24 protein-coding genes are annotated in these 25,193 nt (G+C 70.8%); 8 read left to right on the top strand and 16 right to left on the bottom strand.

Annotated features, from left to right (window positions below; genetic code table 11):
- Nucleotides 1-100: 100 nt before the first annotated feature.
- Nucleotides 101-1,051: a diacylglycerol kinase family protein gene (locus tag ACZ4FV_RS40990; protein ID WP_402235758.1), complete on the top strand. Its 951-nt coding sequence runs from the start codon at nucleotides 101-103 to the stop codon at nucleotides 1,049-1,051.
- A gap of 93 nt (nucleotides 1,052-1,144) precedes the next feature.
- On the opposite strand, the gene ACZ4FV_RS40985 is transcribed toward ACZ4FV_RS40990, so the two are convergent.
- Nucleotides 1,145-1,561 carry a DUF3151 domain-containing protein gene (locus ACZ4FV_RS40985; RefSeq protein ID WP_395864648.1) on the bottom strand — a complete coding sequence of 139 codons (417 nt, stop codon included), beginning with the start codon at nucleotides 1,559-1,561 and terminating at the stop codon, nucleotides 1,145-1,147.
- Nucleotides 1,562-1,659: 98 nt separating this feature from the next.
- Complete coding sequence (gene fbaA, locus ACZ4FV_RS40980) at nucleotides 1,660-2,682, bottom strand: class II fructose-bisphosphate aldolase (RefSeq protein WP_395864650.1); 1,023 nt, start codon at nucleotides 2,680-2,682, stop codon at nucleotides 1,660-1,662.
- Nucleotides 2,683-3,297: 615 nt separating this feature from the next.
- Between fbaA and ACZ4FV_RS40975 the strand changes: the two genes are divergently transcribed.
- Both ACZ4FV_RS40975 and ACZ4FV_RS40970 read left to right on the top strand, forming a co-directional pair.
- Nucleotides 3,298-3,921: a SigE family RNA polymerase sigma factor gene (locus ACZ4FV_RS40975; RefSeq protein ID WP_395864652.1), complete on the top strand. Its 624-nt coding sequence runs from the start codon at nucleotides 3,298-3,300 to the stop codon at nucleotides 3,919-3,921.
- A complete protein-coding gene (locus tag ACZ4FV_RS40970) occupies nucleotides 3,918-4,919 on the top strand; it encodes a hypothetical protein (RefSeq protein WP_395864654.1) in 1,002 nt (333 codons plus the stop codon). The genes ACZ4FV_RS40975 and ACZ4FV_RS40970 overlap by 4 nt, the downstream gene beginning before the upstream one ends.
- Before the next feature lie 92 nt (nucleotides 4,920-5,011).
- Here ACZ4FV_RS40970 and ACZ4FV_RS40965 read toward each other — a convergent pair whose 3' ends face one another.
- Nucleotides 5,012-6,379: an FAD-dependent oxidoreductase gene (locus tag ACZ4FV_RS40965; RefSeq protein ID WP_395864656.1), complete on the bottom strand. Its 1,368-nt coding sequence runs from the start codon at nucleotides 6,377-6,379 to the stop codon at nucleotides 5,012-5,014.
- 171 nt (nucleotides 6,380-6,550) lie between these two features.
- On the opposite strand from ACZ4FV_RS40965, the gene ACZ4FV_RS40960 reads away from it, so the two are divergent.
- Nucleotides 6,551-7,219 (top strand): DedA family protein, encoded by a 669-nt coding sequence (locus ACZ4FV_RS40960; RefSeq protein ID WP_395864658.1) that lies wholly within the window; start codon nucleotides 6,551-6,553, stop codon nucleotides 7,217-7,219.
- A gap of 214 nt (nucleotides 7,220-7,433) precedes the next feature.
- Here the strand turns inward: ACZ4FV_RS40960 and ACZ4FV_RS40955 are convergent, their stop codons facing one another.
- From ACZ4FV_RS40955 to murJ, 4 genes are all read right to left on the bottom strand, one after another.
- The gene (locus ACZ4FV_RS40955) at nucleotides 7,434-8,372 is read right to left on the bottom strand and encodes an LPXTG cell wall anchor domain-containing protein (RefSeq protein WP_395864660.1); all 939 of its coding nucleotides are present in this window, start codon (nucleotides 8,370-8,372) and stop codon (nucleotides 7,434-7,436) included.
- A gap of 314 nt (nucleotides 8,373-8,686) precedes the next feature.
- Nucleotides 8,687-9,226, bottom strand: a complete 540-nt coding sequence (gene pyrE, locus ACZ4FV_RS40950; protein WP_395864662.1) for an orotate phosphoribosyltransferase — start codon at nucleotides 9,224-9,226, stop codon at nucleotides 8,687-8,689.
- 169 nt (nucleotides 9,227-9,395) lie between these two features.
- Nucleotides 9,396-10,187 (bottom strand): hypothetical protein, encoded by a 792-nt coding sequence (locus tag ACZ4FV_RS40945; RefSeq protein ID WP_465325781.1) that lies wholly within the window; start codon nucleotides 10,185-10,187, stop codon nucleotides 9,396-9,398.
- Nucleotides 10,188-10,275: 88 nt separating this feature from the next.
- Nucleotides 10,276-12,093: a murein biosynthesis integral membrane protein MurJ gene (gene murJ / locus ACZ4FV_RS40940; protein ID WP_395864666.1), complete on the bottom strand. Its 1,818-nt coding sequence runs from the start codon at nucleotides 12,091-12,093 to the stop codon at nucleotides 10,276-10,278.
- A 174-nt stretch (nucleotides 12,094-12,267) separates the two neighbouring features.
- Here murJ and ACZ4FV_RS40935 point away from each other — a divergent pair, with 174 nt between their 5' ends.
- Nucleotides 12,268-13,464 carry a lipid II:glycine glycyltransferase FemX gene (locus ACZ4FV_RS40935; protein WP_465325778.1) on the top strand — a complete coding sequence of 399 codons (1,197 nt, stop codon included), beginning with the start codon at nucleotides 12,268-12,270 and terminating at the stop codon, nucleotides 13,462-13,464.
- Between the two features lie 21 nt (nucleotides 13,465-13,485).
- Here the strand turns inward: ACZ4FV_RS40935 and ACZ4FV_RS40930 are convergent, their stop codons facing one another.
- The 3 genes from ACZ4FV_RS40930 to ACZ4FV_RS40920 all read right to left on the bottom strand — a co-directional run bounded on the left by ACZ4FV_RS40930 (nucleotide 13,486) and on the right by ACZ4FV_RS40920 (nucleotide 16,236).
- The gene (locus tag ACZ4FV_RS40930; protein ID WP_465325776.1) at nucleotides 13,486-15,057 is read right to left on the bottom strand and encodes a polyamine aminopropyltransferase; all 1,572 of its coding nucleotides are present in this window, start codon (nucleotides 15,055-15,057) and stop codon (nucleotides 13,486-13,488) included.
- Between the two features lie 175 nt (nucleotides 15,058-15,232).
- Nucleotides 15,233-15,658, bottom strand: coding sequence for a DUF350 domain-containing protein (locus ACZ4FV_RS40925; RefSeq protein ID WP_395864672.1), 426 nt, complete (start codon nucleotides 15,656-15,658; stop codon nucleotides 15,233-15,235).
- A gap of 71 nt (nucleotides 15,659-15,729) precedes the next feature.
- Nucleotides 15,730-16,236 carry a DUF2617 family protein gene (locus ACZ4FV_RS40920; protein ID WP_395864674.1) on the bottom strand — a complete coding sequence of 169 codons (507 nt, stop codon included), beginning with the start codon at nucleotides 16,234-16,236 and terminating at the stop codon, nucleotides 15,730-15,732.
- 230 nt (nucleotides 16,237-16,466) lie between these two features.
- Between ACZ4FV_RS40920 and ACZ4FV_RS40915 the strand changes: the two genes are divergently transcribed.
- Nucleotides 16,467-17,624: a pyridoxal phosphate-dependent aminotransferase gene (locus ACZ4FV_RS40915; protein ID WP_465325774.1), complete on the top strand. Its 1,158-nt coding sequence runs from the start codon at nucleotides 16,467-16,469 to the stop codon at nucleotides 17,622-17,624.
- A 69-nt stretch (nucleotides 17,625-17,693) separates the two neighbouring features.
- Here ACZ4FV_RS40915 and ACZ4FV_RS40910 read toward each other — a convergent pair whose 3' ends face one another.
- Nucleotides 17,694-18,182: a type III secretion system chaperone family protein gene (locus ACZ4FV_RS40910; protein WP_465325772.1), complete on the bottom strand. Its 489-nt coding sequence runs from the start codon at nucleotides 18,180-18,182 to the stop codon at nucleotides 17,694-17,696.
- A 79-nt stretch (nucleotides 18,183-18,261) separates the two neighbouring features.
- Nucleotides 18,262-19,350: an RNA ligase (ATP) gene (locus tag ACZ4FV_RS40905; RefSeq protein WP_395864680.1), complete on the bottom strand. Its 1,089-nt coding sequence runs from the start codon at nucleotides 19,348-19,350 to the stop codon at nucleotides 18,262-18,264.
- 115 nt (nucleotides 19,351-19,465) lie between these two features.
- Between ACZ4FV_RS40905 and ACZ4FV_RS40900 the strand changes: the two genes are divergently transcribed.
- Nucleotides 19,466-19,828, top strand: a complete 363-nt coding sequence (locus ACZ4FV_RS40900) for a cupin domain-containing protein (RefSeq protein ID WP_395864682.1) — start codon at nucleotides 19,466-19,468, stop codon at nucleotides 19,826-19,828.
- Nucleotides 19,829-19,886: 58 nt separating this feature from the next.
- Here the strand turns inward: ACZ4FV_RS40900 and ACZ4FV_RS40895 are convergent, their stop codons facing one another.
- From ACZ4FV_RS40895 to ACZ4FV_RS40880, 4 genes are all read right to left on the bottom strand, one after another.
- On the bottom strand, nucleotides 19,887-20,840 hold the full coding sequence (locus tag ACZ4FV_RS40895) for a hypothetical protein (protein ID WP_465325769.1): 954 nt from the start codon (nucleotides 20,838-20,840) through the stop codon (nucleotides 19,887-19,889).
- A gap of 43 nt (nucleotides 20,841-20,883) precedes the next feature.
- Entirely contained in the window at nucleotides 20,884-21,714 is an 831-nt protein-coding gene (locus ACZ4FV_RS40890) for a hypothetical protein (protein ID WP_402235737.1), read from the bottom strand.
- Nucleotides 21,715-21,786: 72 nt separating this feature from the next.
- Nucleotides 21,787-22,737, bottom strand: a complete 951-nt coding sequence (locus ACZ4FV_RS40885; protein ID WP_395864688.1) for a hypothetical protein — start codon at nucleotides 22,735-22,737, stop codon at nucleotides 21,787-21,789.
- The gene (locus ACZ4FV_RS40880; RefSeq protein WP_465325767.1) at nucleotides 22,734-23,786 is read right to left on the bottom strand and encodes a hypothetical protein; all 1,053 of its coding nucleotides are present in this window, start codon (nucleotides 23,784-23,786) and stop codon (nucleotides 22,734-22,736) included. Before ACZ4FV_RS40880 ends, ACZ4FV_RS40885 begins: the two co-directional genes overlap by 4 nt.
- Before the next feature lie 325 nt (nucleotides 23,787-24,111).
- Here ACZ4FV_RS40880 and ACZ4FV_RS40875 point away from each other — a divergent pair.
- Nucleotides 24,112-25,193: Hsp70 family protein (locus ACZ4FV_RS40875; protein WP_402235733.1), on the top strand; the 1,082-nt coding region annotated here is incomplete at its 3' end.

Genomic DNA, 25,193 nt, shown 5'->3' with positions numbered 1-25,193 from the left:
GGCATGTTTGACAACGGGAGCCCCGGACGGTCCAAGCCCCTTGACGCGGTGCGCGGCAAGGGGCTCTTGCGGGGAGAGGTTACCTGAGGAAGGACGACCGGTGTCGGCCGAGCGCTCGCTGCTCGTGATCACGGACCCTGCGGCTCGCTCGGCGGACGGCGAATCCGTCCGGGTCGCGCTCGATGTTCTGCGGGCCTGCGCCCCCAGCAAGATCGTCATTCCCACGGACACCGCCGACCTGCAGCGCGCGCTCGCGCGACGGGGCCGTCGGCGTGTCGTGGTGATCGGCGGGGATGCCGGTGTGCACGCCGTGGCCCGTTTACTGGATCGCCAGGGAGAGCTCGGGGACACCCCGTTGGGCATCGTCCCGGTGGACACCGGGAGCGGCCACGGACTGGCCGAGGCGCTCGGCCTGCCGGCCGAGCCGGCCAAGGCGGCACGCGTGGCGTTGGGCGAGAACGAACGTTCCTTCGACCTGATGTCGGACGACCTGGGCGGCCTCGCGCTGCGTTCGATCCGGATCGGCCACGGGGTGCGTTCCACCCGTCCCGCGCCGGTGCGGACGGTGCCCGGACGCGGTTGGCGCGGGCTGGTCGACCACGCCGTGCGGACCGTGTCGAGCACCGTCGGCGCGGCGGTGGGGCCCTCGGGTCACCGGCTGCGGATCGAGGCGGACGGGTGTGTCGTAGCCGACATGGATCGGCCGGTGTTGTCCGTACACCTGGGCTGTGACGGCTCGGTGACACCCGGGTCGAAGATGACGGAAGTCACGTCGAACGGGCCCGGCACCGGCAACGCCGGCAACGGGACGAAGAGTGCGAACGGGACGAACGGTGCGGGGTTCGCGAGCGTGATGATCACCGGTCATCCCGGTGCCGCCCGGTTCGGCGCGGCCCAGGCCCGGGACGCGCTCGTGCAGTTGCGCGCACACGAGATCACCGTGTGCGGTCGCGACTTCACCTACGCGGCGGACGGCATGGCGACCGGGCCGGTACGGCTGCGCACGTGGACGGTACGGCCGAGCGGCTGGCGGCTGTTCGTACCGGCGTAGCACCGCGTCGAAACCGCGGGCCGAACGCCGGCCGGGCCAAAGGATCCGGCCCGGCCGGCGTTCGGGGCCACCTCGGCCCAGGCCGGGGCCCGCTCAGCCTTCGAGCGCGTCCGCACCCGCCGGGCTGCTGTCCCGCAGGAAGATGGTGCAGCGCGAGTACTCCTCCTCCTCGCCGATGGACCCCGCCGCCCGCGCCAGCGCGTGCAGCGAGCGCAGGAAGCCCCGGTTCGGCTCGTGCTCCCACGGCACCGGGCCGTGGCCGCGCCAGCCGGAGCGGCGCAGCGCGTCCAGGCCGCGGTGGTAGCCGACCCGGGCGTAGGCGTAGGACTCGATCACGTTGCCCTGGGCGAACGCGGCGTCGGCCAGCTCGGCCCACGCGAGGGAGAAGGTCGGGAACTTCGCAGCCACCTCGACCGGCGGCACACCGTCCACGAGCAGCGCCAGCGGCTCGGGTTCCTCGGGCAAATAGGTGGGGTCGGGTCCGCCGAAGAGGTTCTGATCGATGGTCATGGGCCCATGATTGCCCATCACGATCGCCCGTCACGACGCGAAGCCCGCGACCTCGTGGTCGCGGGCTCCGGTCGGGCGGGGTGTGGCCCCGGCGGGTGCTACTTCAGCCGGGTGCCGGCGGAACGCAGGTCCCGGCAGGCCACGACGACCCGCTCGGCCATTCCGGTCTCGGCCGCCTTGCCGTACGAACGCGGGTCGTACAGCTTCTTGTTGCCGACCTCGCCGTCCACCTTGAGCACGCCGTCGTAGTTGCGCAGCATGTGGTCCGCGACCGGGCGGGTGAAGGCGTACTGCGTGTCGGTGTCGACGTTCATCTTGACCACGCCGTAGTCGAGCGCCTCGCGGATCTCCTCCAGGAGCGAGCCCGAGCCGCCGTGGAAGACCAGGTCGAAGGGCTTCTCCCGGCCGTACTTCGCGGCGACCGCGTCCTGGATGTCCTTGAGGATGCTCGGGCGCAGCTTGACGTTGCCCGGCTTGTACACGCCGTGCACGTTGCCGAACGTCGCGGCCAGCATGTACCGGCCCTTCTCGCCCAGGCCGATCGCCTCGACCGTCTCCAGCGCGTCGGCCGGGGTGGTGTAGAGCTTGTCGTTGATCTCGTTGTCGACGCCGTCCTCCTCGCCGCCGACGACGCCGATCTCCAACTCCATGATGATCCGCGCGGCGGCGCACTTGGCGATCAGCTCACGGGCGATCTCGAGGTTCTCGTCGAGCGGTACGGCCGAGCCGTCCCACATGTGCGACTGGAACAGCGGGTCCTGCCCCTTGGCCACGCGCTCGGCGGAGATGTCGATCAGCGGGCGCATGAACCCGTCGAGCTTGTCCTTGGGGCAGTGGTCGGTGTGCAGGGCGATGTTCACCGAGTACTTCTCCGCGACCACCTTCGCGTACTCGGCGAAGGCGACGGAGCCCACCACCATGTCCTTGACGGTGGTGCCGGACAGGAACTCCGCGCCGCCCGTGGACACCTGGACGATGCCGTCGCTCTCCGCCTCGGCGAAGCCGCGCAGCGCGGCGTTCAGGGTCTGGGACGAGGTCACGTTGATCGCCGGGTAGGCGAATCGACCGGCCTTCGCCCGGTCGAGCATCTCGGCGTAGACCTCGGGAGTTGCGATGGGCATGCGTCTGCTCCTCGTTGCTCAGCCAAGCGGTGATATGAGGGTTTTCGGACACGGATGGCCGTATCCCCGCTTGCCGCCCATCCTGGCAGACCGCTCCGAACGACACCGCATCCCGTCCTCCCCGTTCGGAGGAGCGGATGCGGTATCTGACGGTACGTCAGGTCGGCGTCGCGCGGTCGCGCCGAGCTCTCGGGAGGCTTCCGTACGAACTTGCGTCGGTGACGCAACCATCCCACCGGAGGTGCGTCCTGGGCAGTGAGAGCGGGCAAGCGGAGACACGGCGAGACGAACGTGCGGGGCCGGACGACACCGGCTTTCACGGCGTCCGCGGGCCCCGTCCGTCCTCGATTCTTTTTCCACAACCTTCCCCAAGGAGGCCCCCGGTCATGCGCATGACCGTTATGAGTTGATTTGCGGCGAAGGTGGTCGCGGTCTCCGCCCCGACCGCGCTTGCGAACGCCGGCTCGACGGGGCGCCGTCGCCGCCCGAACCGAGGTACGGGGAAAAGAACTTCGGTCGACCACGCAACCCTTCGGGGTGCGGCGCGTCACCAGGACACGGGCTGTGCACGGAGGGTGGGGACGGTCTCATGACAGCGAAGGGGGCGGCAGGGCTGTGGCGCTGCTGAGCATGCCGGCATTCGGGGGCGACCACGCGTCGCCCGGCTCCCCGTCGGAGGACCCGACAGTGCCCGACGCACCACGTCGTACGCGATTTCGGATCCTGCGCGGCGGCGAGGAACCGCCGGCCCGCCCGACGTTGACCGAGCTCTATCACGCCCAACGGCTCGGCATGGTCCGGCTGTCCATCCTGCTCGTCGACGATCTCGGCACCGCCGAGGACGTGGTGCAGGACGCCTTCACCGCGCTGTACCGACGCTTCGGCGAGGAACTGGACGACGTCGACAACGCGCTGGCGTACCTGCGCACCTCCGTGGTCAACCTCTCCCGCTCGGTGCTGCGGCGCCGGCGTACCGCCCGTGCCTACGTGCCCCCGCACGAACCCGACGCCTCCTCGCCCGAGGACGTGGTGGTCCTGTCCGAGGAGCACCTGCGGGTGCTCGGCGCGGTCCAGCGCCTGGCACCGCGACAGCGCGAAGTGCTGGTGCTGCGCTACTGGTCCGATATGACGGAGGCTCAGATAGCCGAGACCCTCGGGCTTTCCCGTGGAGCGGTGAAGTCCACGGCAAGCCGTGCCATCGACGCCCTCGAAAAACTCATGAAGGACGAACAGTCGTGACCGAACGCCATGCGCGCGACGAATCGATGGAGGATCTGCTGCGCGCGGCCCTGGCCTCGCGCGCGGACTCAGTCACGCTCGGCTCCCTGCGACCGCCGGGCCCACCCACCGCGAAGGACGCCCACCGCAGTCGGCGCACGAGGGTCGGCGTCCCCCTCGGCATACTGGCCGCCGTGGCCGCAGCCTTCGGCGGGGTGTCCCTGATCGGGGCACCACGACACCAGGCCGGCGCGCCCGCCCAGGGGCCGATGTCGGTGAGCGCGTTGCCGACCGCGGAGCGCACCGCGGCGCCCGAGGCGCCGGCGCAGGCCGCGCCGACCACGAGCGTCCCCCGAACCACCGCTCCCCCGGTGGATCCGGACCCGGATCCCGACTCGCCGTCGACGAGCGAGAGGACGCGGACGTCGCCTCCGCCGAGCCGAACCGGCACCCCCAGCACATCGACCACCACCCGGCCGGTCGACAAGACCTTCGGCGCGCAGGCGATCAAGGTGAACCTGCCGGCCGGATGGCACGAGCAGGCCGGCGAAGCCGACTCCGGCGGGGTCCGCCGCAGCCGCTGCTTCCTGGCCGCCGGGACGTCGGGGAGCGCGGTCACCTGCGATCTGAACTCCGTGGAAATCCGCGTCGACGAGTTGGACGGCCCGGCCCGGTGGAGCTACGCGACGACGATCGATCGCAGCCCGTACGGCTACGCCACCCAGCCGATCTGCGCGAAGGACGGGCGCCTGGTCGTGCTGAAGGACACCGAGACGATCACGGCCAAGGTGGTGACCAAGGAGAAGCGCACCGTCGGCGGGCGCGGCGCGGAGTACCGCGTGGTCTCGGTGACCTGCGCGGGCGGCCAGAACTTCAAGGTGCGCACCTGGTCGATCGTGGATCAGGGCATCGAGATCATGGCCACCGGCGCGGACGCCGGGACCGAGGGCGCGATCGACAGCCTGATCGCGTCCATCGACGCGACCGGCTTCAAGCCCCGCCCGTATTCGGCGCGCTGACCGCTCCGCGCGCCGCCGCCCGATCGGGCGCCGGTGGCCCGCCCCGCCGTCCGTTGGGGCGGCGGGGGCGGGCGTCGGGCCGGAGCGCCGGGTCAGTGGTCCTCGGCGACCCGTTGGGCGGCCTTGCGCGCCGCCACCAGGATCGGATCCCACACCGGCGAGAAGGGCGGCGCGTAGCCCAGGTCCAGGGAGGTCATCTCCTCCACCGTCATCCGGTGGGTGAGCGCGACCGCCGCGGTGTCGATCCGCTTCGCGGCGCCGTCCCGGCCGACGATCTGCACGCCCAGGAGCCGGCCGGTGATCCGCTCCGCGATCATCTTGACCTTCATCGAGCGCGCGCCCGGGTAGTAGCCGGCCCGGCCGGTGGACTCGATGGTCGCGGTCACGAACTCGAATCCGGCCCTCTCCGCGTCCTTCTCGCGCAGCCCGGTGCGGCCGATCTCCAGGTCGCAGACCTTGCTCACGGCGGTGCCGACCACGCCGGGGAAGGTCGCGTAGTCGCCGCCGATGTTGGTGCCGATCACCCGACCGTGTTTGTTCGCGTGGGTGCCCAGCGCGATGTGCTGCCGGCGGCCGGAGACCAGGTTGAGCACCTCGACGCAGTCGCCGCCGGCCCAGATGCCGTCCGCGGTGACCCGCATCCGCAGGTCGGTGCGCAGCCCGCCGCTCGCGCCCAGCGGCAGGCCCGCCTCGCGGGCGAGTTCGGTGGCCGGGCGCACTCCCAGGCCGAGCACCACGATGTCCGCGGGATAGCGGCCGTCGGCGGTCAGCACGGCGCTCGCCCGACCGTCCACCAGCTCGATCTCGCGGGCCTCGGTATCGGTCACCACGTCGATGCCCAGGCCCTCCATGGCCTCGTGCACCAGCGCGCCCATGTCCGGGTCGAGCGTGGACATCGGTTGCGCGGACCGGTCCACGACGGTCACCGACAGGCCCTTGTGGACCATCGCCTCGGCCATCTCGATGCCGATGTAGCCGCCGCCGATCACCACCGCCGTACGGTGCTCGGGGGCCAGCCAGTCGATCAGCTCGCGCGCGTCCTCCAAGGTCTGCACGCCGTACACGCCGGGCGCGTCGATGCCCGGCAGCGGCGGCCGCACCGGTACCGCGCCGGTGGCCAGCACGAGCTGGTCGAAGCCGATCCGTTCGGCCCGGCCACTGCCCAGGTCGCGGACCGCGATCTCGCGGCGATCCAGGTCCAGGCCCTCCGCCTCGACGCCCATCCGCAGGTCTATCCCGCGTTTGCGATGCTCCTCGGGCGTACGGGCGATCAGCGCGTCCGGACCGTCCACCTCACCCGACACCAGGTACGGGATGCCGCACGCGGAGTACGAGGAGAACCGGCCGCGCTCGACCACGACGATCTCCAGGTCGTCCTCGCCGCGCCGGCGCCTGGCCTGCGAGGCCGCGCTCATTCCGGCGGCGTCGCCGCCGATCACCACCAGCCGCTCGATGCCCACGTGCTGCCCCTGACTCTGTGTGCGTACGGGTGTCGCCGGGTCTGCGGGAGCCCGCCCGACCGGCGCGCGATCGGCGCGCCATCACCCGGCAAGGTCCCGACCTCGTAATGATGCGCGGTTCACGACGGGGACGGGTGACGGGGCACGCGTCGCGCGGACTACCCTCCAGAGGTGGAATTCCAAGCTGTCAACGTCCTCGACGCGACGTCCCTCATCTCGACGTTCGGACTCATCGGCATTCTCGCGATCATCTTCGCGGAGACGGGTCTGCTGGTCGGGTTCTTCTTCCCCGGCGACTCGATGCTGTTCCTGGCCGGCGTCGCCGCGTCCTCGTCGGCTGAGGAGATCGTCGGCACGTCCATCTCGCTGCCCTGGTTGCTGGTCGGCGCGCCGGTATGCGCGATCGCCGGTGCCCAGCTCGGTCACTTCCTCGGCGCCCGGTTCGGCACCAAGATGTTCAACAAACCGGACTCGAAGCTGTTCAAGGCCGAGTACGTGACCAAGGCCGAGCAGTACTTCGAAAAGTTCGGCCCGGCCAAGGCAGTGGTGCTCGCCCGGTTCATCCCGATCGTCCGCACGTTCCTGAACCCGGTCGCGGGTGTTTTGGAGATGCCCGCCCGGACGTTCTTCGTGTGGAACGTCATCGGCGGCCTGGTGTGGACCGACGGCATCATCCTGCTCGGCTACAAGCTGGGCGACACGATCGGCAGCAGCATCGACAAATACCTGCTGCCGGGGGTGTTCGTCATCGTGCTGATCTCGTTGCTGCCGATCATCATCGAGGTCATTCGCAGCAAGCGTGAGGCGAAGCGCGAAGCGGCATCGTCGTCGGGTAGCTGAACACATACGCTCTGAAGCGGCGGCGCACATATGTGCGCCGCCGCTTTTTCATTGCCCGGATCACCCGTGTTAATCGGTCGTATCGAAATGCATCCGCGTACAACCTTTTCCCGGCGTCATGCGTCGTGTCGACCGCGACTATTGCGGGGAACGAAAACACCCTGCCCCCGGACGGGGACCGGGGGCAGGGCGGCTTTGGGAAGGGCATCCACCGTCAGGCGGAGGCACCGTTTCGGCGGCGACGCGCGATGACGACGAAGCCCGCGCCCACGACGAGCGCGGTGCCGGCGGCGGCACCGATCAGCACCGGGGTGTTGCTGTCGTCGGCGCCGGTGGCGGCGAGCTCCTTGCCGGGCTTGACCGTGCCGGGCTTCGGCTTCGGCTTGGGCTGCGGCTTCGGCTTGGTCCCGGGGGTGCCGGGGGTGCCACCGGGAGAGTCGGCCTTCGCGATCAGGAAGCCGAACGTGTCGGACAGCGCGAACGCGGAGCCCTCCTCGTCCTCGTCGAGGAAGCCGACGGTGGCGTTGAAGCCCAGGTTCTTGCCCAGCGGCGCGTCCTTGGTGACCGCGATCCGGAGCTGGATGGTGACCGACTTGCCCGCCGCGACCTGGTAGGGGGTCTCGACGTACTCGCCGTCCATCGCCAGGAAGCCGCCCACGGCGCCGTCCTCGTCGCCCAGCTGGGCACGCTTCCAGGTGGTGCCGTCCAGGTACTCCAGGACGATGTGCGACGCCTTCAGGCTCTTGTCGGCGTTCCAGAACTGGAAGCCCGGCGCGAGCGCGAGCGACTTCTTGCCCTGGTTGGTGATCGTGGTCGAGAACGGGGTCGCCTTCGCCCCGCCGACGAGCTTGCCCGGGAAGCCGTTGACCTTCGCGGAGATGCCCTCGCTGACGGCACCGCCACCGACGAGGACGGGCGGCACGTCCGCGTCGCCCTTCCCGGCGGCCGGGGCCGCGGTGGTCGGAGCGGTGCTCTTGGCGCCCGCTCCGGGCTTGTCCGCCTCGCCCTTGGGCGCCGCGGTCGAGGACGCGGTGCCGGACGGGGCGGTGGAGCTGGTCGAGCCGGCGGCCATCGCGGCGGGAGCGGCGAAAAGCGCGACCGAGGAGACCATGGCCGCGACGGCGGTCGTGGAAAGGCTGCGGCGCAACTGCATCAAGACCTCTTCGAATGGTGGAGCGGAGATGGCCGCCGGGTCGGACGGGGAACCGACCCGGCGGCCCGAGGGGAAAGAGCAGGGGTGTTTACGCCCCGTTCGGCGCGAATCGACTCAGCCGCGAGATCACGGCCGGCGCGCACGGGACGACATACACGAAGAATTCACACTTCCCCCCCGGGAAGTCCGGTCGGCGGACGCGCCGACGTCGGAACTGGTCCGACAATATCCGAGACCGCGAAAAAAGCAATGGCCGCCCCATGAATGCGCAAGGCATCACACGGGGCGGCCGGAGCGGAATGTACGGGTGGGCGTTAATTCAGTTCGAGATCTTCCAGGTGGTAGGCGACCCGGTACTCCAGGCCGGCCTTTTCCACCGTCGGGGCGGCTCCGCGCTCGACGATCACCGCGACCGCGACGACCTCGGCGCCGGCCTCGCGCAGCGCCTCGACGGCGGTCAGCACCGAACCGCCGGTGGTGGAGGTGTCCTCGACGGCCAGCACCCGGCGGCCCTTGACGTCGGGCCCCTCGATGCGGCGCTGAAGCCCGTGCGCCTTGCCGGCCTTGCGCACCACGAACGCGTCCAGCCTGCGCCCCTGCGCGGCCGCGGCGTGCAACATCGCCCCGGCGACCGGGTCGGCGCCCAGCGTCAGGCCGCCGACCGCGTCGAACTCCAGGTCCGCGGTGAGCTCAAGCATGACCCGGCCGACCAGCGGCGCGGCCTCGCCGTCCAGGGTGATCCGGCGCAGGTCGACGTAGTAGTCCGCCTCCCGGCCGGAGGAGAGGACGACCTTGCCGTGCACGACGGCCTTGGTCTTGATCTGGTCGAGGAGCGCATCGCGGTCGGAACTCATGGCACCGGAGCCTAGGCCCTGTCCGGCGGATCTTGGTGGATCGGGCCGCGTCGTCCGGTGGCGTGCCTCGGCGGGCCGGAGAAGCAGACGCATGGTGGCTCTATTCGGCTGCTTCTCCGGCACGGCGAGGCGCAGTGCCGGGCGGCGCGGACCCACCACCGGAGAGGGCCTAACCGGCGCGGCGGCGACGCACGTGCACCCGACGCCAGACGAACAACGCGCCGAGGACGGGGACCAGGACCCCGACCGCACGGCGCGCGGCGCGGCCGGTGCCGTGGCCCGCCCGGGACCACAGATCCGGCTCCGCGTCGCCGTTCGCGGCCGGGCGCGACGCCGACGGCCGGGCGCCCTGGGTCCGGGCTCGCGGCGCGAACGGGTCCGGGATCGGCACCACCGACTCGAACGGGGTGTCCGCCGGCGCCGGCGACAGTTCGTCGGTCAGCGCCGCGGCGAACAGGTCGGCGGCCCGGGTGAACGCGGCGGCCGGGCGGATCGGGTCGGCACCGAAGGCGTCGTCCGCGTCGCCCCCGTCGGACGCGTCCCACGCGTCGGTGAACACGATCCGGGTCCGGCTCGGGCCGTCCTCGTCGTCCGCGTCCAGGTCGTACAGCCTCACGGCGAACTCCGCGCCGACGCGGATCGTGCCGGACTCCGCCGTGCCCGGGCCACCGTCGCCACCTTCGTCGCCGTCACCGGCGCCGTCCACGCTCTCGACGCCCTCGACGCTCGCGACCAGCGCGAGCGGCTCGATCGCGTCCACGAGCCGCAGCGTGCCGCGATGGGTGATGGTGTCGGCACCGACCCGCAGTTGCCACCGGCCGGTCAGCTCGATGCCCTCGGCACCGGTCCGGGCCGGCTCGTCGAGCAGCAGGCCGGGAACACATCGGGCCAGCCGCTCGGCGTCGTGGAAGGTGTCCCAGACAGATCGGACCGGGATCGGCACGACGACTTCGTACTGCATCCGTTCTCCCCGTTCATGGCGGCGGACGACGCTCGACCGGCTCACCCGTGGACCGACCCGTGCGGTCGGCAGGTACGGTCCCACCCCATCACACCCGCCGGTGTCGTCCGGTCGGCGCGTCGGGGTCGATCACGCGCGGCGTGGCGCCCGGGTCGGGATCCGGGCGCGGCGGCTCCCGCGGCAACCACAACCGACGCGCCCGCGGATACGCGATCGGCACGACGAGCACCGCGAACAGCACCGCCGCGCCGACCAGCGCGACCGCCGAGCCCACCGGCCCCGAGCCCAGCGTGTGCGCACACCGACGGGCGAGCAGCCACGAGCCGCCGGCCGCGGCGGCGGAGACGATGGCCAGGCCCGCGTGGGTGCGCGCCACCCGGATCGTGTCCAGCCCGCCCAGCCGCCGGCGCAGCACCCGGGCCAACCACACCAGGCCGATCACCTGCGCGGCGCTGTATCCGGCCGCCATCCCGGTGACCGCCCACTCTGCGGGCAGCGTGCCGTAGGCCACGAGCGCGAACAGCGCCCCGGCCGCGGTCATCGCGACATTGGCCCAGAACGGCGTACGGGCGTCCTGGACCGCGTACAGCCCGCGCTGGATCAGGTACTGCGCCGAGTACGCGATCAACCCCGGCGCGAACGCGGACAACATCAGGCCCATCGCTCGGGTGTCCGCCTCGGTGGTGACGCCGTGCCGGAAGACCACCGCGGTCACCTGCGGGCCGAGCGCGAGGAACAGGAACGACACCGGCACGATCACCAGCGCGTTCAGCCGCAGGCCCCGGGAGATCGACTCGCGGACCCGCGCGGGGTGTCCGTCCGCCGCGGCCCGGCTGATCCGGGGCATCAGCATGGTCGCGATGGACACGGTGACCACGCCGTGCGGGACGATCCACAACAACTGGGCGTTGGCGTACGCGGTGTAGCCGACGCCGTGGCCGACCCCGGAGTCCACCGCCTTGTCGGAGACCTCGACCGCGAGCCGGGTGACCAGCCAATAGCCCACCTGCGAGACGCCGACCAGGCCGACCGCCCAGCCGGCCATCCGCAGCGGCGTGCCCAGTCCGTGGCCGCGCCAGTCGAAGCGCGGTCGCCAGCGCACCCCGGCCGCGCGCAGGTACGGCACCAGCGCGGCCGCCTGCACCACGATGCCCAGCGTGGTGCCCAGCCCGAGCAGTCGAGTCTGCGCGGGCGTGATGCCGTGCGCGTCCCGAACGTCGTGCGCGACCAGCAGGAAGGACCCGAAGACCGCGATCACCACGAGGTTGTTCAGGATCGGCGTCCAGGCCATCGGCCCGAACCGGCCGCGCGCGTTGAGCACTTCGCCGACCAGGGCGAACACGCCGTAGAAGAGGATCTGCGGCAGGCACATCCGGGCCAGCGCGATGGTGAGGTCGCGCTGCGCGCCGTCGTAGTCCGCGTACGCGGACACGATCGCGGGCGCGGCGAGCACGCCCGCGATGGTGAGCACGAGCAGCAGGCAGCCGACCGCGGTGAGCAGACGGTCGGTGTAGCCGGCGCCGCCGTCCGCGTCCCGCCGCGCGGCGCGCACCAGTTGCGGCACCAGGACCGAGTTGAGCGCGCCGCCGACGAGCAGGATGTACAAGATGTTGGGCACCGTGTTCGCGACGTTGTAGCCGTCGGCGAACAACCCGGTGCCCAGCGCCGCGACCACCGTCGCGCTGCGGGCGAAGCCGGTCAGTCGGGACACCGCGGAGCCCAACGCCAGGCTCGCGCCACCGCGCAGCACCGGCCGGCCGGCGCGCCCGGCACCGTCTCGCGCGGCCCGGCCGGCCACCGGTTCCACCGGCCGCGCCGACACCGCCGCGGGCGCGGTGGAGGCGTCTTCGCGGCCCTCGCCGCGAGCGTGCCGACCGCGCGGCGGCGCCGCGACGACATCGCTCACAAAAGCCTCCGATTCGGGCTCGATCGGGGCTCCGGACATGGTCCCCCTCTATCTGAGTCCTCGGCGGGCCACTTGTGTTGCATCCGGATTTTCCGGTGACGAAACCCCGCTGCCACGGGCTCTTAAAGGGATGCGGGGCTACCCCGCATCCCTCCGTCCCCGAGGAGACGTCCCGTGGTCACGCTGCTCCCGGCGCCGCCCGCGCGCTCGACCGTTCCCGCCGCGCCCGCCTCCGCGGCCCTGGTGCCCGCCGCGGCCGGCGATCCGAGGCTGCGGGTCGCCCCGCTGACGCCCGACGCGCACCTGGCCCATCTCGACGGACGCGGCGACGCGGGCTTCCTGCAATACCCGTCCTGGGCCGTGGTCAAGGAGGCGTGGCGCAGCGAGGGCATCGGCTGGTACGACGCGGACGGCGTCGTGGTCGGGTCGGCGCTGGTGCTGTACCGCAAGATGCCCAAGGTGCCGTACTGGTTCGCGTATCTCCCCGAGGGTCCGGTGATCGACTGGACCGACCCGAACCCGCAGCGGTGGTTGGCGCCGCTGATCGAACACATGCGCACTCGGCATGTGTTCACGGTCCGGATGGGCCCGCCGCTGGCGCACCGGCGGTGGCAGGCGCAGACCGTCAAGGACGCGGTCAAGCACGGTCTCAAGCACCTGGACCGGGTCACCCCGGACGAGATCGACCCGCTGGGCGCCACCGTCGCGCTGCGGTTGGGCGACCTGGGCTGGCGCGCGTCCGGCGACGGTGCCGACGCGCAACCCCGGTACACCTTCGAACTTCCTTTCCAGGGACGGTCGTTGGATCAGGTCAAGGCGGGCTTCAACCAGGAGTGGAAGCGCGCGATCGGCAAGGCCGGCAAGGCCGGGGTGGACATCACCGTGGGCGGCTACGAGGACCTGCCCGCCTTCTTCGAGCTGCTCCGGGTCACCGAGCGCCGCAACGGGTTCCGACTCGGCCGTGAGCTTCCCTACTACGAACGCCAGTTCCGTGCGCTCAACACCGAGTCGGCGGGTCGGATGAAGCTCTACCTGGCCCGCTTCGAGGATCGGCTGCTCGCGGCGCACACGCTGATCAGCGCGGGCTCGCGGGTCTGGTACCAGACCGGCGCCTCCACCGACCACGGGCGCGGCGTGCGGCCCAGCCACGCGTTGCAGTGGCGGATGATCCGGGACGTGCACGAACGCGGCGTGCCGGTCTACGACATGCGCGGGGTCAGTCCGGTGATCGACCCGGACGACCGGCTGTTCGGGGTGCTGCGCTGGAAGCTGGGTACGAACGGACGGGTCGTGGAGAACCTGGGCGAGTGGGAGTACCCGGTGTTGCCCACGCTGCACAAGGCGTTCCGGGCGTACATGTCGATCCGCTGAGGAGCGGGCGGCGGTTGTCGCTCAGCCGCGCGCGTAGTCGGCGATGCGCGGGTTGTTCAGGGTGGACGGGGGCACGTCCACGCGTGCCTCGTGCGGCGGGAACCACCCGGCCAGGGCCAGCCGGTCGGCGGCCAGGAACGGGACCACCGCCGGGTCCGGGGCGTCGTCGGCGGCCCGCAGGCCCGTGCCGGGCGCGACCGCGGCGAGCACGAAGCCCCGGTCGGCCGGGCCCGGCACGCTGACCCGATACGGCACCGTGCGCAGGCCCGAGGCGCGCAGACCGGCCTCGGCGCACCAGTACGCGCGAGGATGCGTGTCCGGCGCGGGGGCGTGCACCACGATCCGGCCGGCCGGGCGCAGTACGGTCCGGGTCAGGCCGTAGAACTCCTGCGTGTACAGCCGCGCGGAGGCACCGACGGTGGGCCCGGGCAGGTCGGCCACGACCACGTCGAAGCGCTCCGCGGCGCCGCGCACCCACGCGAACGCGTCCGCCCCGACCACCCGTACCCGCGGGTCGGCGAACGCGTCGCCGGCCAGCGCGCGCAACCGCGGGTCGCTCCGCGCGGGCGCCGTCTCGGCGACGCGCGAGACCACGAGCACGACCTCGCGCACCGCCGCGTAGCGCAGCACCTCGCGCAGGGCCAGCCCGTCGCCCCCGCCGAGCACGAGCACCCGCTCGTGCCGGCCGGCCATCGCGGGGTGCACGAGCGCCTGCGCGGTCTCGCTCGCGCCCGGGGCCGCGACCCGCCGCTCGCCGGCCACGTACAGCTCGGGACCCGCGCCCGTGTGGGTGAGCACCACGTCCTCTCGCGCGGACACCACGTCCCCGTCGTAGAGCACCTCGCGCGCCGCCCGTTCGAAGGCGGGCGTGTACGCCCAGGTGCCGGCCAGCAGCGCGAGCACCGCGGCCACGGCCGCGTACATCACCACCCGCAGCCGGACCGGCAGGTCGGTGCGGAACAGCCACAACACCACGAGCGCGCCCGCGATCGCGTTGATCACGCCGGCGAGCACGACGGTGCGCAACTGGCCCAGGTGCGGCAGCAGCAGGAACGGGAAGAGCAGACCGCCGATCAGCGCGCCCACGTAGTCGGCCGCGAACAGGTCGGCCACCGCGCTGCCCGCGTCCTGCGGGCGGATCCGCTGCACCAGCGTCATCAGCAGCGGAATCTCCGCCCCGATCAGCAGCCCGAGCACGGCCGCGACGGCGATCATCGGCCAGCGGTAGACGTCGTACCAGGCGAAGGTCGCGTACAGCACGGTCGCGCACATCCCACCGCACGCCGCGAGCAGGATCTCGGCGGCGACGAAGGCCGCCGCGGCCCGGCGCGCGAGCGGCTTGGCGGCCAGCGCGCCCACGCCCATCGCGAAGACCATCACCGAGAGCACGATCGAGGTCTCCACCACCGGGTCGCCGCCGAGCGTGCCGCCGAGCGCGGCCAGCGCGAGTTCGTAGACCAGCCCGCACGCCGCGCAGACCAGCACGGCGAGCAGGACCACGAACCGCGCGGGCCCCGCGGCGAGCGCGGCCGGGCGGGCCCGGGCCGCGGAGGCGCGCACGATGGTGGGGGCGCGCGGCGCGGGGGAGGTCACCCCGAGCACGGTAGGCGCGGAGCGCGCGGGGGTCGTCGGACGCGCCGACGGTTCACCCGAACCGGTTACGCGCGGGACGTGTGGGCGGGCCCGGGGCCGGGTCGGGCTCGCCCCGGGCCGAGCCGGCCCAGGGCCGGAGGTCGGGCTCGGGCTCGGCCCGGGCCCGACCCCCGGCTCAGGCGATACACGCCGACACGATCGCGGCGATCGCGATCTGGGAGGACGCGGTGACCCAGACGCACGGGTGCGGTTCGCGCTCGACCACGGTGGCACCGAGGCGGCCCGGGGTGACCAGGTCGATCACCAGGAACGCGATGGCCATCAGGATCAGCCCGGAGACCCCGAAGAGCGCCGTGGAGGCCAGCCCCTTGCCGAACTCCTCGTAGGTGGTCGCGATCGCCGTGGTGACGATCATGCCGACGCCGAGCAGTGCCGAGGAGAGCACCAGCGCCGCGTTGCGATTGCGTTCGATCCAGATCTGCCGACCGAGGTTGCCGGGTGTCAGCAGGTCCACGAGCACGAACCCCAGGACCATGAGCACGATGCCCACGCCCCCGTAGGCGAACGCGTAACCGACACCCTCCGCGAGATCCCTGAACATGGCGCCGTGTCCCCCATCGTCGTCGGATCACCTGATGGGGCGTCATTGTGTCGGATCGTTTGGTGCGATCGTCACATCGCGCGACTTCGAGTGTTCACGATTCGGCACTCCTGCGGGTACGTGTGCCACGTGGACCAGACCGCACCGGCCCCACAACCCTCGACCACCATCGCGGTGACCGCGTACGGCAGCCCGGGGTATTCGCCGATCAGGCCGTATCGGTGCCCGGTCGCCAGGGCCACGATCTCGCGCACCCGGGCGACGAACGCGGCGTCCTCCAACCGCTGGGTCAACGCGGTGAATTCGTATTCCCACCGGCCGAGCCGGGTGGCCGCCCGGGCGGGCAACGGGGTGGCCGCGCCCGGCAGGCACGCGACGGTCTCCGACACCGCGTCGCCCTCCCCCCGGTCGGGAGTGATCAGCATCTGGTGCGACGCGCCCAGCAACCGCAGCTCCAGCTTCAGCCCTCCGATTTCGACATGGCGCTCGGCCAACGCGGGGAGCGCCGGCAGGCCCAGGCACCAGCCGAGGGCGTCCGCGCGGGTGTCGGTGTACGTGGTGGTGAGTGTGGCGTGCATTCTCGCGCTCATCTGTCCGGGCAACGGGGAAGACCCACGGGAGGCTCCCGGGGGCGACAATCGGCTGCAAACCAGGGGACATGACTCACGGTAGGCGCCCAAAGGCACAGCGTCGTCACCCGTGAAGGTGAAAGGCATTGACACGAACGGGTGAAGGACACCCTGTGGACCGGACCATCCGGCACGCGAGGATGGGCGGGTAGACCAACCCCCGCGAAGGAGCCGTACGGATGAACCGACCGCTGTTGGCCCGACACCTGGACGGCCTGGGCACCACGATCTTCGCCGAGATGTCCGCGCTCGCGCGCAGCACCGGCGCGATCAACCTCGGCCAGGGTTTCCCGGACACCGACGGCCCGGCGGAGGTGATCGAGATCGCGGTCGCCGCCATGCGCGACGGCGTGAACCAGTACCCACCGGGCGACGGCATCCCGGACCTGCGCCTGGCGGTGGCCGAGCACCGGCAGCGCTTTCGCGGGCAGACCTTCGACCCCGACTCCGAGGTGCTGATCACCACCGGCGCGACCGAGGCGATCGCGGCCACCCTGCTCGCGCTGCTCGAGCCCGGCGACGAGGTGATCGCGCTCGAACCGTTCTACGACTCGTACGCCGCGTGCATCGCGATGGCCGGCGCACGCCGCGTCGGCGTCACCCTGCGTCCCCCGTACTTCCGCCCGGACCCGGACGAGCTGCGCGCGGCGGTCACCGACCGCACCCGGGTGATCATGCTCAACAGCCCGCACAACCCGACCGGCACCGTGCTCACCCGGACCGAACTGGAGTCGATCGCCGCCATCGCGATCGAGCACGACCTGATCGTGGTCACCGACGAGGTCTACGAACACCTCGTCTACGACGGCGAGCACATCCCGATCGCCGGACTGCCCGGCATGCGCGAGCGCACCGTCACCGTCTCGTCGGCGGGCAAGACCTTCTCGTTCACCGGCTGGAAGATCGGCTGGGTGTGCGCGCCGCGGGAGCTGATCGCGGCGGTACGCACGACCAAGCAGTTCCTGACCTACACCTCGGGCGCGCCGTTCCAGCCCGCCATCGCACACGCCCTGCGGCTGCCGGACGCCTATTTCGACGGGCTGCGCGAGGACCTGCGGTACAAGCGCGACCTGCTCGGCGGCGGCCTGCGCGCGGCCGGACTGACCGTCTACGAACCGCAAGGGACCTACTTCACCACCACCGACATCACCCCGCTGGGCTACGCGGACGGCCTCGACTTCTGCCGTCGGCTGCCCGAACTGCGCGGTGTGGTCGCGATTCCGGAGGTGGTCTTCTTCGACGACGTCGAGGTCGGCCGACCGCTGGTGCGGTTCGCCTTCTGCAAGCGCGTCGAGGTGTTGGAGGAGGCCGCCAAGCGGCTCGCGGCGACCGGCTGAGCCGGGCCCGCCCGCACGGGCACCGGCGTACGTGTGGGGGCCGACGGCCCCCACACACGCGCTGTCGGACTACGCCTGGCCGTCGGCCGGCTTGTCCTCGGGGCCGAACTGCTCGTTGATCCAGTTCGCGAACGAGATACACGTGCTGATCCACGCGCGCGTGGTGAACACGAACAGCTCGCGGTTGATGCCGGGCTCGCAGTCGAGCTGAGCCTCGCCGATCAGACGCAGCTTCCCCTCGTGCTCGTGCGTGTAGACCTTGGGCCAGAAGAACTGGCGGTGCCACTCGTCGAGCTGCTCCAGCATCCGCGGGCGCTCCGCCGGTTCGAACTCACGGTCGAGGAACATTCGGACCGTGAAGATCTCCTGCTTGTCGCCGCGCAGCATGAAGTAGACGCGGAAGCGGTCCCAGGGCGCGCAGATGTCGCCTTCCTCGTCGGTGAAGTGGTTCACCTGGAGCTCGTCGAGAACCTGGTTGATCAGGTCCGCCGACGGCTTGACGACCGGTGCGGCCGGGACGAAGGTCGACCTCGGAAGCGAGGACGGGTCGATGCTCATGAAAAAAGATCCTCTCCAGACGTATGGACGCCATCCTCTCTCATTCGGCCCAGAGCGGTAGGCCCCAGCGCGCGAGGCCTCATTCGTATTCGGTGCCACCCTTGCGGGTGAGGTAGGCCGCGGAGACGATCTTGCCGATCGCCCGCCCGCCGACCACGTCGCTGTACCGCTCGCGAGCCGGGCGGATCACGATCCCCTCGCGCAGGTGCGCGGCGGTGCCCGAGACGGTCTCCCGGCCCTCCGCCAGGGCCAGCAGCGCGGCCTCGTCGTAGGGCCCGGCATACAGCGTCGGCACCATCGGAAGCACCGTCTGCAAGCCGCCGAGCAGTTCGGCGAGTCGCTCGGCGTCCACCCGGCGTACCGCGCCGCCGGCGTCCGCGAGCGCGACGTCGAACACCGCGAAGCCCGGCAGCTCCGACCGACCCTGCGCGCCGTACCCCAGGTCCTGTACGCCCTGCCCGAACACCTCGCCGAACACGCCCACCCGGGCCGCGCCGTACCGCGCGGCCAACTCCGCGGCGGCCTCGGGCAGCCGGTGCGCGAGCACGCTGCGCCAGTACAGGTTGTGCTCGTCCCGGACCAGCGCCTGCGACCTGGCACCGAAGCCCTTCGAGGACACGAAGCTCTCACCGGTGTCGGCCACGTAGGTGTACAGGCACGCGGTGCCGTGGATCTTCTCGGTCGCCACCACCGGCTCTCCGGCCGTGAACAACTCCGGGTAGCGGCGCACGTTCTCGATGTCGACCCACGGCAGCAGGTCGGCGGCGGGCACGATCTCGCCGCTCATGTGCACGGGGATGGGCGGCACCCACTTGACGATGCCCAGCACCTCGGCGAAGTCCTCGTCACCGGCGAGCGCGGCCGACAGGTCCCGGCCCTCGAGCGCGCTCGGCCGGCAGACGATGCCCTGCGAGAGCTCGCCGCGCAGCCGGATCGCCCGAACCCGGTTCTTGGCCGACCCGGCGAGCCGCCCGGTGAGGCCGAGCTCGTCGATCAGCGGGTCCGGCAGCACCGCCTGCTCGGGGATGTACACCGCGACGTCACCGGTGACGTAGGCGCCCTTCGCGACGACGGCTCGGTACAGGCCGACCTGGGCCAGCTCCAGCGCGTCCGCGTTGGGGTGCTCGTGCACCACCAACCGTTCGGCCGTGACCTTGAGTGTGGACATGCGTCGCCCCTTCCCCGAAACCGCACAGGGGTGTCTTCCCCGTCGACTCCACGGTCCCAAGTGCCCGGGCGGGGCCGCCAACGATTTACCGGCGTCCCGGTACAGGATGGGACACATGCCGAACTTCATCGAGAAGCCGACGGTCGTCGAGGCCGCCGGCAACATCCCCAAGACCATTCGCGAGTACGTCGGCCGGGTCAACACCGGCGACCGGGCGCTCAGCATCGCGCACATGACCAGCCCCGGCGGCTGGGAGGAACCGGGCCAGCGCCCCGAGTTCGACGAGTACACGGTGGTCCTGCGCGGCGTTTTGACCGTCGAGTTCGAGGGCGGTGTCCAGGAGGTCGCCGCCGGCCAGGGCATCCACACACCCGCCGGCGAGTGGGTCCGCTACAGCACCGGGAACTCCGAGGGCGCCGACTACATCGCCGTCTGCCTCCCCGGCTTCGCCCCCGAAACGGTCCACCGCGACGAGTAGGCCGTGCGCCCGGCGGGTGGCGATCGCCGCGACCCGCCGGGGTCCCGGGCGCGTCCGGTCAGATCTTGGCGCTGATGGTCGCGACGAACTTCGGGAGCAGTTCGCTCTGCCAATTCATCCAGGGCCGGTCGGTGCCCTCCATGGTGAGACTGCCCGTCGCGTCGACCTGCAGGTCGTACTGTCCCTTGCGCAGGCGCACCTTCTGCACGGCGTAGTAGGCGTCGTCGACGCCCGGTGCGGTGATCGCCTTGAAGTCGGACTGGATCCGCTGCGCGCCGTTCTTGTTGAGGTTCCAGATGTAGTCGAGTTCCTTGGGGGCGTCGATGTTCCTGATCTCGATGGTCAGCTTGATCACGTTGCTGTAGCCGAAGCCCCGCTTGGTGTTCACCGTGTAGAGGCAGGTCGTGCTGCGCAGCGCCGGGCCGCGGGAGGCATACGAACCGGCGGCCTTGGCGGTGCCCTGTTCCTCCTGGGTGGTCACCTCGGGGATCACCTTGGCGATCTCGTCGGGGGTGATCAGGTCGCACACGTCCGGCCAGGTGGACATGTCGGTCGCCACGGGGGCGAACTTGCCACCGCTCTTGGGCGCGGGCGGCGCCGAGGGACGCGAGGCCTCCTTGGACGCGGGAGGAGCGCTCGGAGCGTTCTGGACCGCCTTGGGGTCGAAGCTCTCCAGCTTGCGCACGGACTCCGTGGGCGGCAGCTTGACCGCCTCGTTCTTCTTGCCGTCCGTGCCGTTGATCAACAGCGCGGCGATCACCGTCGCCGCGGTGCCCCCCGCGAGCACCGCCAGCCAACTGAAGACCTGCTTGCGGCGGTTGGGGCGCGGCGGCTCCGGCGGATACGGCGGCGGATAGCCGGGCGGGCCGTACCCGGGCGGCGGCCCGTACTGGCCCGGCGGCCCGCCGTACTGGCCGGGCGGCGGCTGTTGGCCGTAGCCGCCCGGCGGCGGATAGCCGGGCCCCTGGCCGGAGTATTGGCCGGAGTTCGGGCTGTTGTACTGGCCGGTCATCGAGAGCTCCCGTGGGGACGAACCGTCGAGGGACGACGGCGAATCAGTCGTCCGTCATCTTGATGTTGAGGACGCGCACGAGGGCCGGTCCGGCCTTCTTGGTCCAGGTGTCGGGTGCTTCGTTCGCGCCCGTCGATTCCTTGGTCTGCGCGCTGACGTCCAGGACCACGTAGTAGCCGGGCGAATCCGGCTTGGCGCCCTGCTTGTACAGGTTGAGCTTGCCGTTCTGGCGGAACGCGTCCTGTACGAACAGCTTGTTGGCCAGGTCCTCGTAGCCGGTGAAGGGAGCCGCCTCCGCCTTGGCCTTCTCGTACATGTCCTTGACCGGGGCGGCGTCGCCGATCGCCTTGATGGTCATGGTCAGCTTGGCCGGCGTGGCCGGGTCCTGGAGGTTGGGCAGCTTGAGCTTGACCGTGCACTCGTAGTTCCGGGGCGTCTTGGCGCCCTTGCGACCCTCGCGCGCCCCGACGATGCTCGCGTCGGGGACCGCGTTCTGGATCTCCTTGTCGGACAACATCGTGCACGCGTCCGGCCACGTCCCGGTGTCCCCCGACGCCCGGAACTTGGCGCCGTCGACGAACGCCACCCCGGGCGGCGGGGTGTAGCCGTCGGGGAAGGCGACCCCGTTCTCGGCCACCGGCTTGTCGCCCTTGTCGTTCTTCTTGTTGATCTCGTCGACGATGTACGACGCGGCGACGGTGGCCAGCACACCGCCGACCACCACGCCGACCCAGCCGAGAATGGGCTTCAGCTTGCTCCGGCGCGGCGGCGGCTGCGGCGGGTACGGCTGCTGGTACATCCCGGGATGACCGTACTGCGGCTGCTGCTGCGGCCCGCCGTACTGGTTCCCTCCTGGGTTCCCGATTCGTACCATCCCCGTATCCTCCCGATGCCTGTTCCGATGCGCTGTTCCGATGCGCTGTCGCCGATGCTGCGGTACCGCGGGTTACATCCGTGCCACGAGGTAACCGATGAGCGTCGGCCCGTACTGCTTGACGGCGTCGTCGTCCGCCAACTTCGCCCCGCCCGGACCCTCCAGTCCGGAGGACACGTACAGCTCCACGTAGTACGGACCCTTGTGGAACCAGATGTACGAGTCGTCGCGGAACGCGTCGTCGGTGCCCAGCTTCGTGCCGAGTTCCTCGAACACGCCGAACGGCTTGCGCCCCCGGTTCTTCTTGGTGTCGCCGTAGTGGCCCTTCGCGGTCGCCGGGGTGCTCACCTCGTGCAGTGTGAGCTCGATCCTGGCGTACGACGGATACTTCGGATTGTTCGGGTCCGGCACGGACAGTTCGAACCTGCACTGATTATCGGCCGCGCCCGGGAAGTCGTACTTGACCGAAACGGTCGTGTCGGACTTCCTGGTCTTGACCGTGGCGCCCTTGACGACCTTCCCGATCTGCGCGTCCGACAGCATGTCGCACGCCTTCGGCCAGGTCTTGCCGTCGTTGGTCGCGTTGAATTTTGCCCCGGCGTCGGCGGGCGGCGCTGCGGGGAAAACCATCGGACGCTCGAGCGGCTCGGCACTCTGCCCGGCCTTGGAATCGCCGCTCTTGCCGCCGCCGCTCGCGGCCGGTGCCACCGAAGTCGGGTTGGGCTTGGCGGTGTCCGAGTCGTCGTCCTTGTTCAGCAGCACGAAGCCGCCGACGCCGGCACCGACGAGCACGACCGCGATCGCGGCCCACAGCGCGAGCCGGTTGCCCCGACGCGGCGGGTCCGGCGGCCCGTACGGCCGGCCGGGCGGCCCGTAGTGTCCCGGCGGCCCGTAGCCCGGCTGCGGAGGCGGGTAGCCGGGCTGCTGCGGCACGTAGCCCTGCTGCTGCCCGAACCCCGGCTGCTGCTGCGGATACTGCCCGTGCGGCGGCCCGCCCGGTCCCTGCTGCCACCCACCGCTCACAGCTTCTGCCCGACCACCGCGGCCATCGACGGGCCGTACTGACGCACCATGGTGTTGCTCTTGAGCGGGTTGCCCTGCGAGTCCTCCAGCTGGGCCGACAGGGTGACCCAGACCCGGAAGCCGTTCTTGGAGATCTGGATCGTGCGGTTGTCCCGGAACGACCCGTCCACCCCGATCTTGTCGGCCGGGATGTCGTCGTACTGGTCCGGGTAGGGCTTGGTGGCCGTCTCGGACTGCGTCTTCTCCTTCGCGAAGGAGGCCTTCTCCTCGGCCGGCGTCTTGTAGCCGTACGTGGTGACGTTGATCTTCGCGGGGTAGTCCGAGGACTGCTGGTTCGGCAGGTCGAGCGTGATGTCGCACTCGTTGTCGTTCACGCTCTTGCCGAGCAGGTTCGAGTACCGGCCCATGAAGCTCTTGCGCTCGCGGATGGTCCCCTCGGGGATGACCGATTTGATCTCGTCGTCCGTCAGCAGATCGCAGGCCTTGGGCCAGGTCTTCGGATCCACCGAGATGCCGCTGATCTTGGGTCCGGTGATCGGCGGCAGCGTGTCCGGGATCTTGAGCTGGTTGGTGATGTCGGCCTTCTTGGGCCCGGCGGCCGCGCTGTTGCTCGGAGCGGCCACCTTGCCGGTCACGATCGGCGCGGGCGCCGACTTCTGCGCGTCCGGGTCCTTCTTGTCGGTCGGGTCGTCGAAGCCGACCACCGCGACCACGACGGACGCGACCACGGCGCCGGTGACACCGGCGATCCAGGTGCCGATCACCTTCTTGCTGCGCCCACCGCGCGGCGGCCGGCCGTCCGGACCCAGCGGGACCGGGTTCTGCGCGTACTGCTGGTAGTGGCCGTACTGGCTGTACTGCGGGTACGGGTAACCGTCGGGCTCCTGGAACCCGCCCTGCTGTTGCTGCTGTTGCGGATAACCGGCAGGCGGCGGGTAGCCGCCCTGCTGCGGATAGCCACCCTGTGGCGGGCCCGGCTGTCCCTGTTGTCCCGGTGGTGGGCCGGGCGGCATCGGTGGCACAGGCGGATAGCCCTGACCATCGCTCATCGGGAGGTCCCCCTCGGATCTCGGGTTTGGCCTGGCGTTCGCTTGCAGGCATCAGGCGCCACGACATGCTGCCATGCGCATGAAGAGGCTGCAGGCGTCAAGGGTGTCGTTTGTGGCGACATTCACCTAAATAAGTCTCCGGAGGCGCACAACGTTTCGATGACGCCGAGCGTCCGGGTGGCGACAGCATGCCTTCGAACCCGCCCCTCACACGTCGCGAGGCACTAAAGTTGAGTCAGGAATACTCAAGCGATTTGACCGGTTGCACCCGACGGCTCATCCTTGAGCGACAAACACTCAACTCTCCCCGTGGAGGAACCGAATCATGGCACGTGCGGTCGGTATCGACCTCGGTACGACGAACTCCGTCGTCAGCGTTCTGGAAGGCGGCGAGTCGACCGTCATCACCAACGCGGAGGGGTCGCGGACCACACCGTCCGTGGTTGCCTTCGCGAAGAACGGTGAGGTTCTGGTCGGCGAGGTGGCCAAGCGTCAGGCCGTCACCAACGTCGACCGGACCATCCGGTCCGTCAAGCGTCACATGGGGACCACGTGGTCCGTGGCGATCGACGACAAGAAGTACACCGCGCAGGAGATCAGCTCCCGCATCCTGATGAAGCTCAAGCGCGACGCCGAGGCCTACCTGGGCGAGAAGGTCACCGACGCGGTCATCACCGTGCCGGCGTACTTCAACGACGCCGAGCGGCAGGCCACGAAGGAGGCCGGCGAGATCGCCGGTCTGAACGTGCTGCGCATCGTCAACGAGCCCACCGCGGCGGCGCTGGCGTACGGCCTGGACAAGGCCGACGAGCAGACCATCCTCGTCTTCGACCTCGGCGGCGGCACGTTCGACGTGTCGCTCCTGGAGATCGGCGACGGCGTGGTCGAGGTCAAGGCCACCAATGGTGACAACCACCTCGGCGGCGACGACTGGGACCAGCGGGTCATGGACCACCTGGTCAAGCAGTTCCAGAACGCGCACGGTGTGGACCTGTCCAAGGACAAGATGGCCCTCCAGCGCCTGCGCGAGGCGGCGGAGAAGGCCAAGATCGAGCTGTCCTCCTCGATGGAGACCTCGATCAACCTGCCCTACATCACGGCCTCGGCCGAGGGCCCGCTGCACCTGGACGAGAAGCTCACCCGCGCCCAGTTCCAGCAGCTCACGCAGGACCTGCTCGACCGCACCAAGGTGCCGTTCCAGAAGGTCATCGAGGACGCGGGCATCCCGCTCTCGGCGATCGACCACATCGTCCTGGTCGGCGGCTCGACCCGGATGCCGGCCGTGGCCGACGTGGTGCGCGAGCTCACCGGTGGCAAGGAGCCGAACAAGGGCGTCAACCCGGACGAGGTCGTCGCCGTCGGCGCCGCGCTTCAGGCCGGTGTGCTCAAGGGTGAGGTCAAGGACGT

The sequence above is a fragment of the Embleya sp. NPDC025285 genome, assembly GCF_055558835.1.
Note: the sequence above shows the minus strand (reverse complement) of the source record. Positions and strands in the feature narration are given on the sequence as shown.

What these genes read in the sequence shown, in the direction of transcription:
- ACZ4FV_RS40985 (WP_395864648.1), bottom strand. Translation starts at nt 1,561, where the DNA reads ATGACCATCGATCAGAACCTCTTCGGCGGACCCGACCCCACCTATTTG.
- fbaA (WP_395864650.1), bottom strand. Translation starts at nt 2,682, where the DNA reads ATGCCCATCGCAACTCCCGAGGTCTACGCCGAGATGCTCGACCGGGCG.
- ACZ4FV_RS40955 (WP_395864660.1), bottom strand. Translation starts at nt 8,372, where the DNA reads ATGCAGTTGCGCCGCAGCCTTTCCACGACCGCCGTCGCGGCCATGGTC.
- pyrE (WP_395864662.1), bottom strand. Translation starts at nt 9,226, where the DNA reads ATGAGTTCCGACCGCGATGCGCTCCTCGACCAGATCAAGACCAAGGCC.
- ACZ4FV_RS40945 (WP_465325781.1), bottom strand. Translation starts at nt 10,187, where the DNA reads ATGCAGTACGAAGTCGTCGTGCCGATCCCGGTCCGATCTGTCTGGGAC.
- ACZ4FV_RS40925 (WP_395864672.1), bottom strand. Translation starts at nt 15,658, where the DNA reads ATGTTCAGGGATCTCGCGGAGGGTGTCGGTTACGCGTTCGCCTACGGG.
- ACZ4FV_RS40920 (WP_395864674.1), bottom strand. Translation starts at nt 16,236, where the DNA reads ATGCACGCCACACTCACCACCACGTACACCGACACCCGCGCGGACGCC.
- ACZ4FV_RS40915 (WP_465325774.1), top strand. Translation starts at nt 16,467, where the DNA reads ATGAACCGACCGCTGTTGGCCCGACACCTGGACGGCCTGGGCACCACG.
- ACZ4FV_RS40910 (WP_465325772.1), bottom strand. Translation starts at nt 18,182, where the DNA reads ATGAGCATCGACCCGTCCTCGCTTCCGAGGTCGACCTTCGTCCCGGCC.
- ACZ4FV_RS40905 (WP_395864680.1), bottom strand. Translation starts at nt 19,350, where the DNA reads ATGTCCACACTCAAGGTCACGGCCGAACGGTTGGTGGTGCACGAGCAC.
- ACZ4FV_RS40900 (WP_395864682.1), top strand. Translation starts at nt 19,466, where the DNA reads ATGCCGAACTTCATCGAGAAGCCGACGGTCGTCGAGGCCGCCGGCAAC.
- ACZ4FV_RS40895 (WP_465325769.1), bottom strand. Translation starts at nt 20,840, where the DNA reads ATGACCGGCCAGTACAACAGCCCGAACTCCGGCCAATACTCCGGCCAG.
- ACZ4FV_RS40890 (WP_402235737.1), bottom strand. Translation starts at nt 21,714, where the DNA reads ATGGTACGAATCGGGAACCCAGGAGGGAACCAGTACGGCGGGCCGCAG.
- ACZ4FV_RS40880 (WP_465325767.1), bottom strand. Translation starts at nt 23,786, where the DNA reads ATGAGCGATGGTCAGGGCTATCCGCCTGTGCCACCGATGCCGCCCGGC.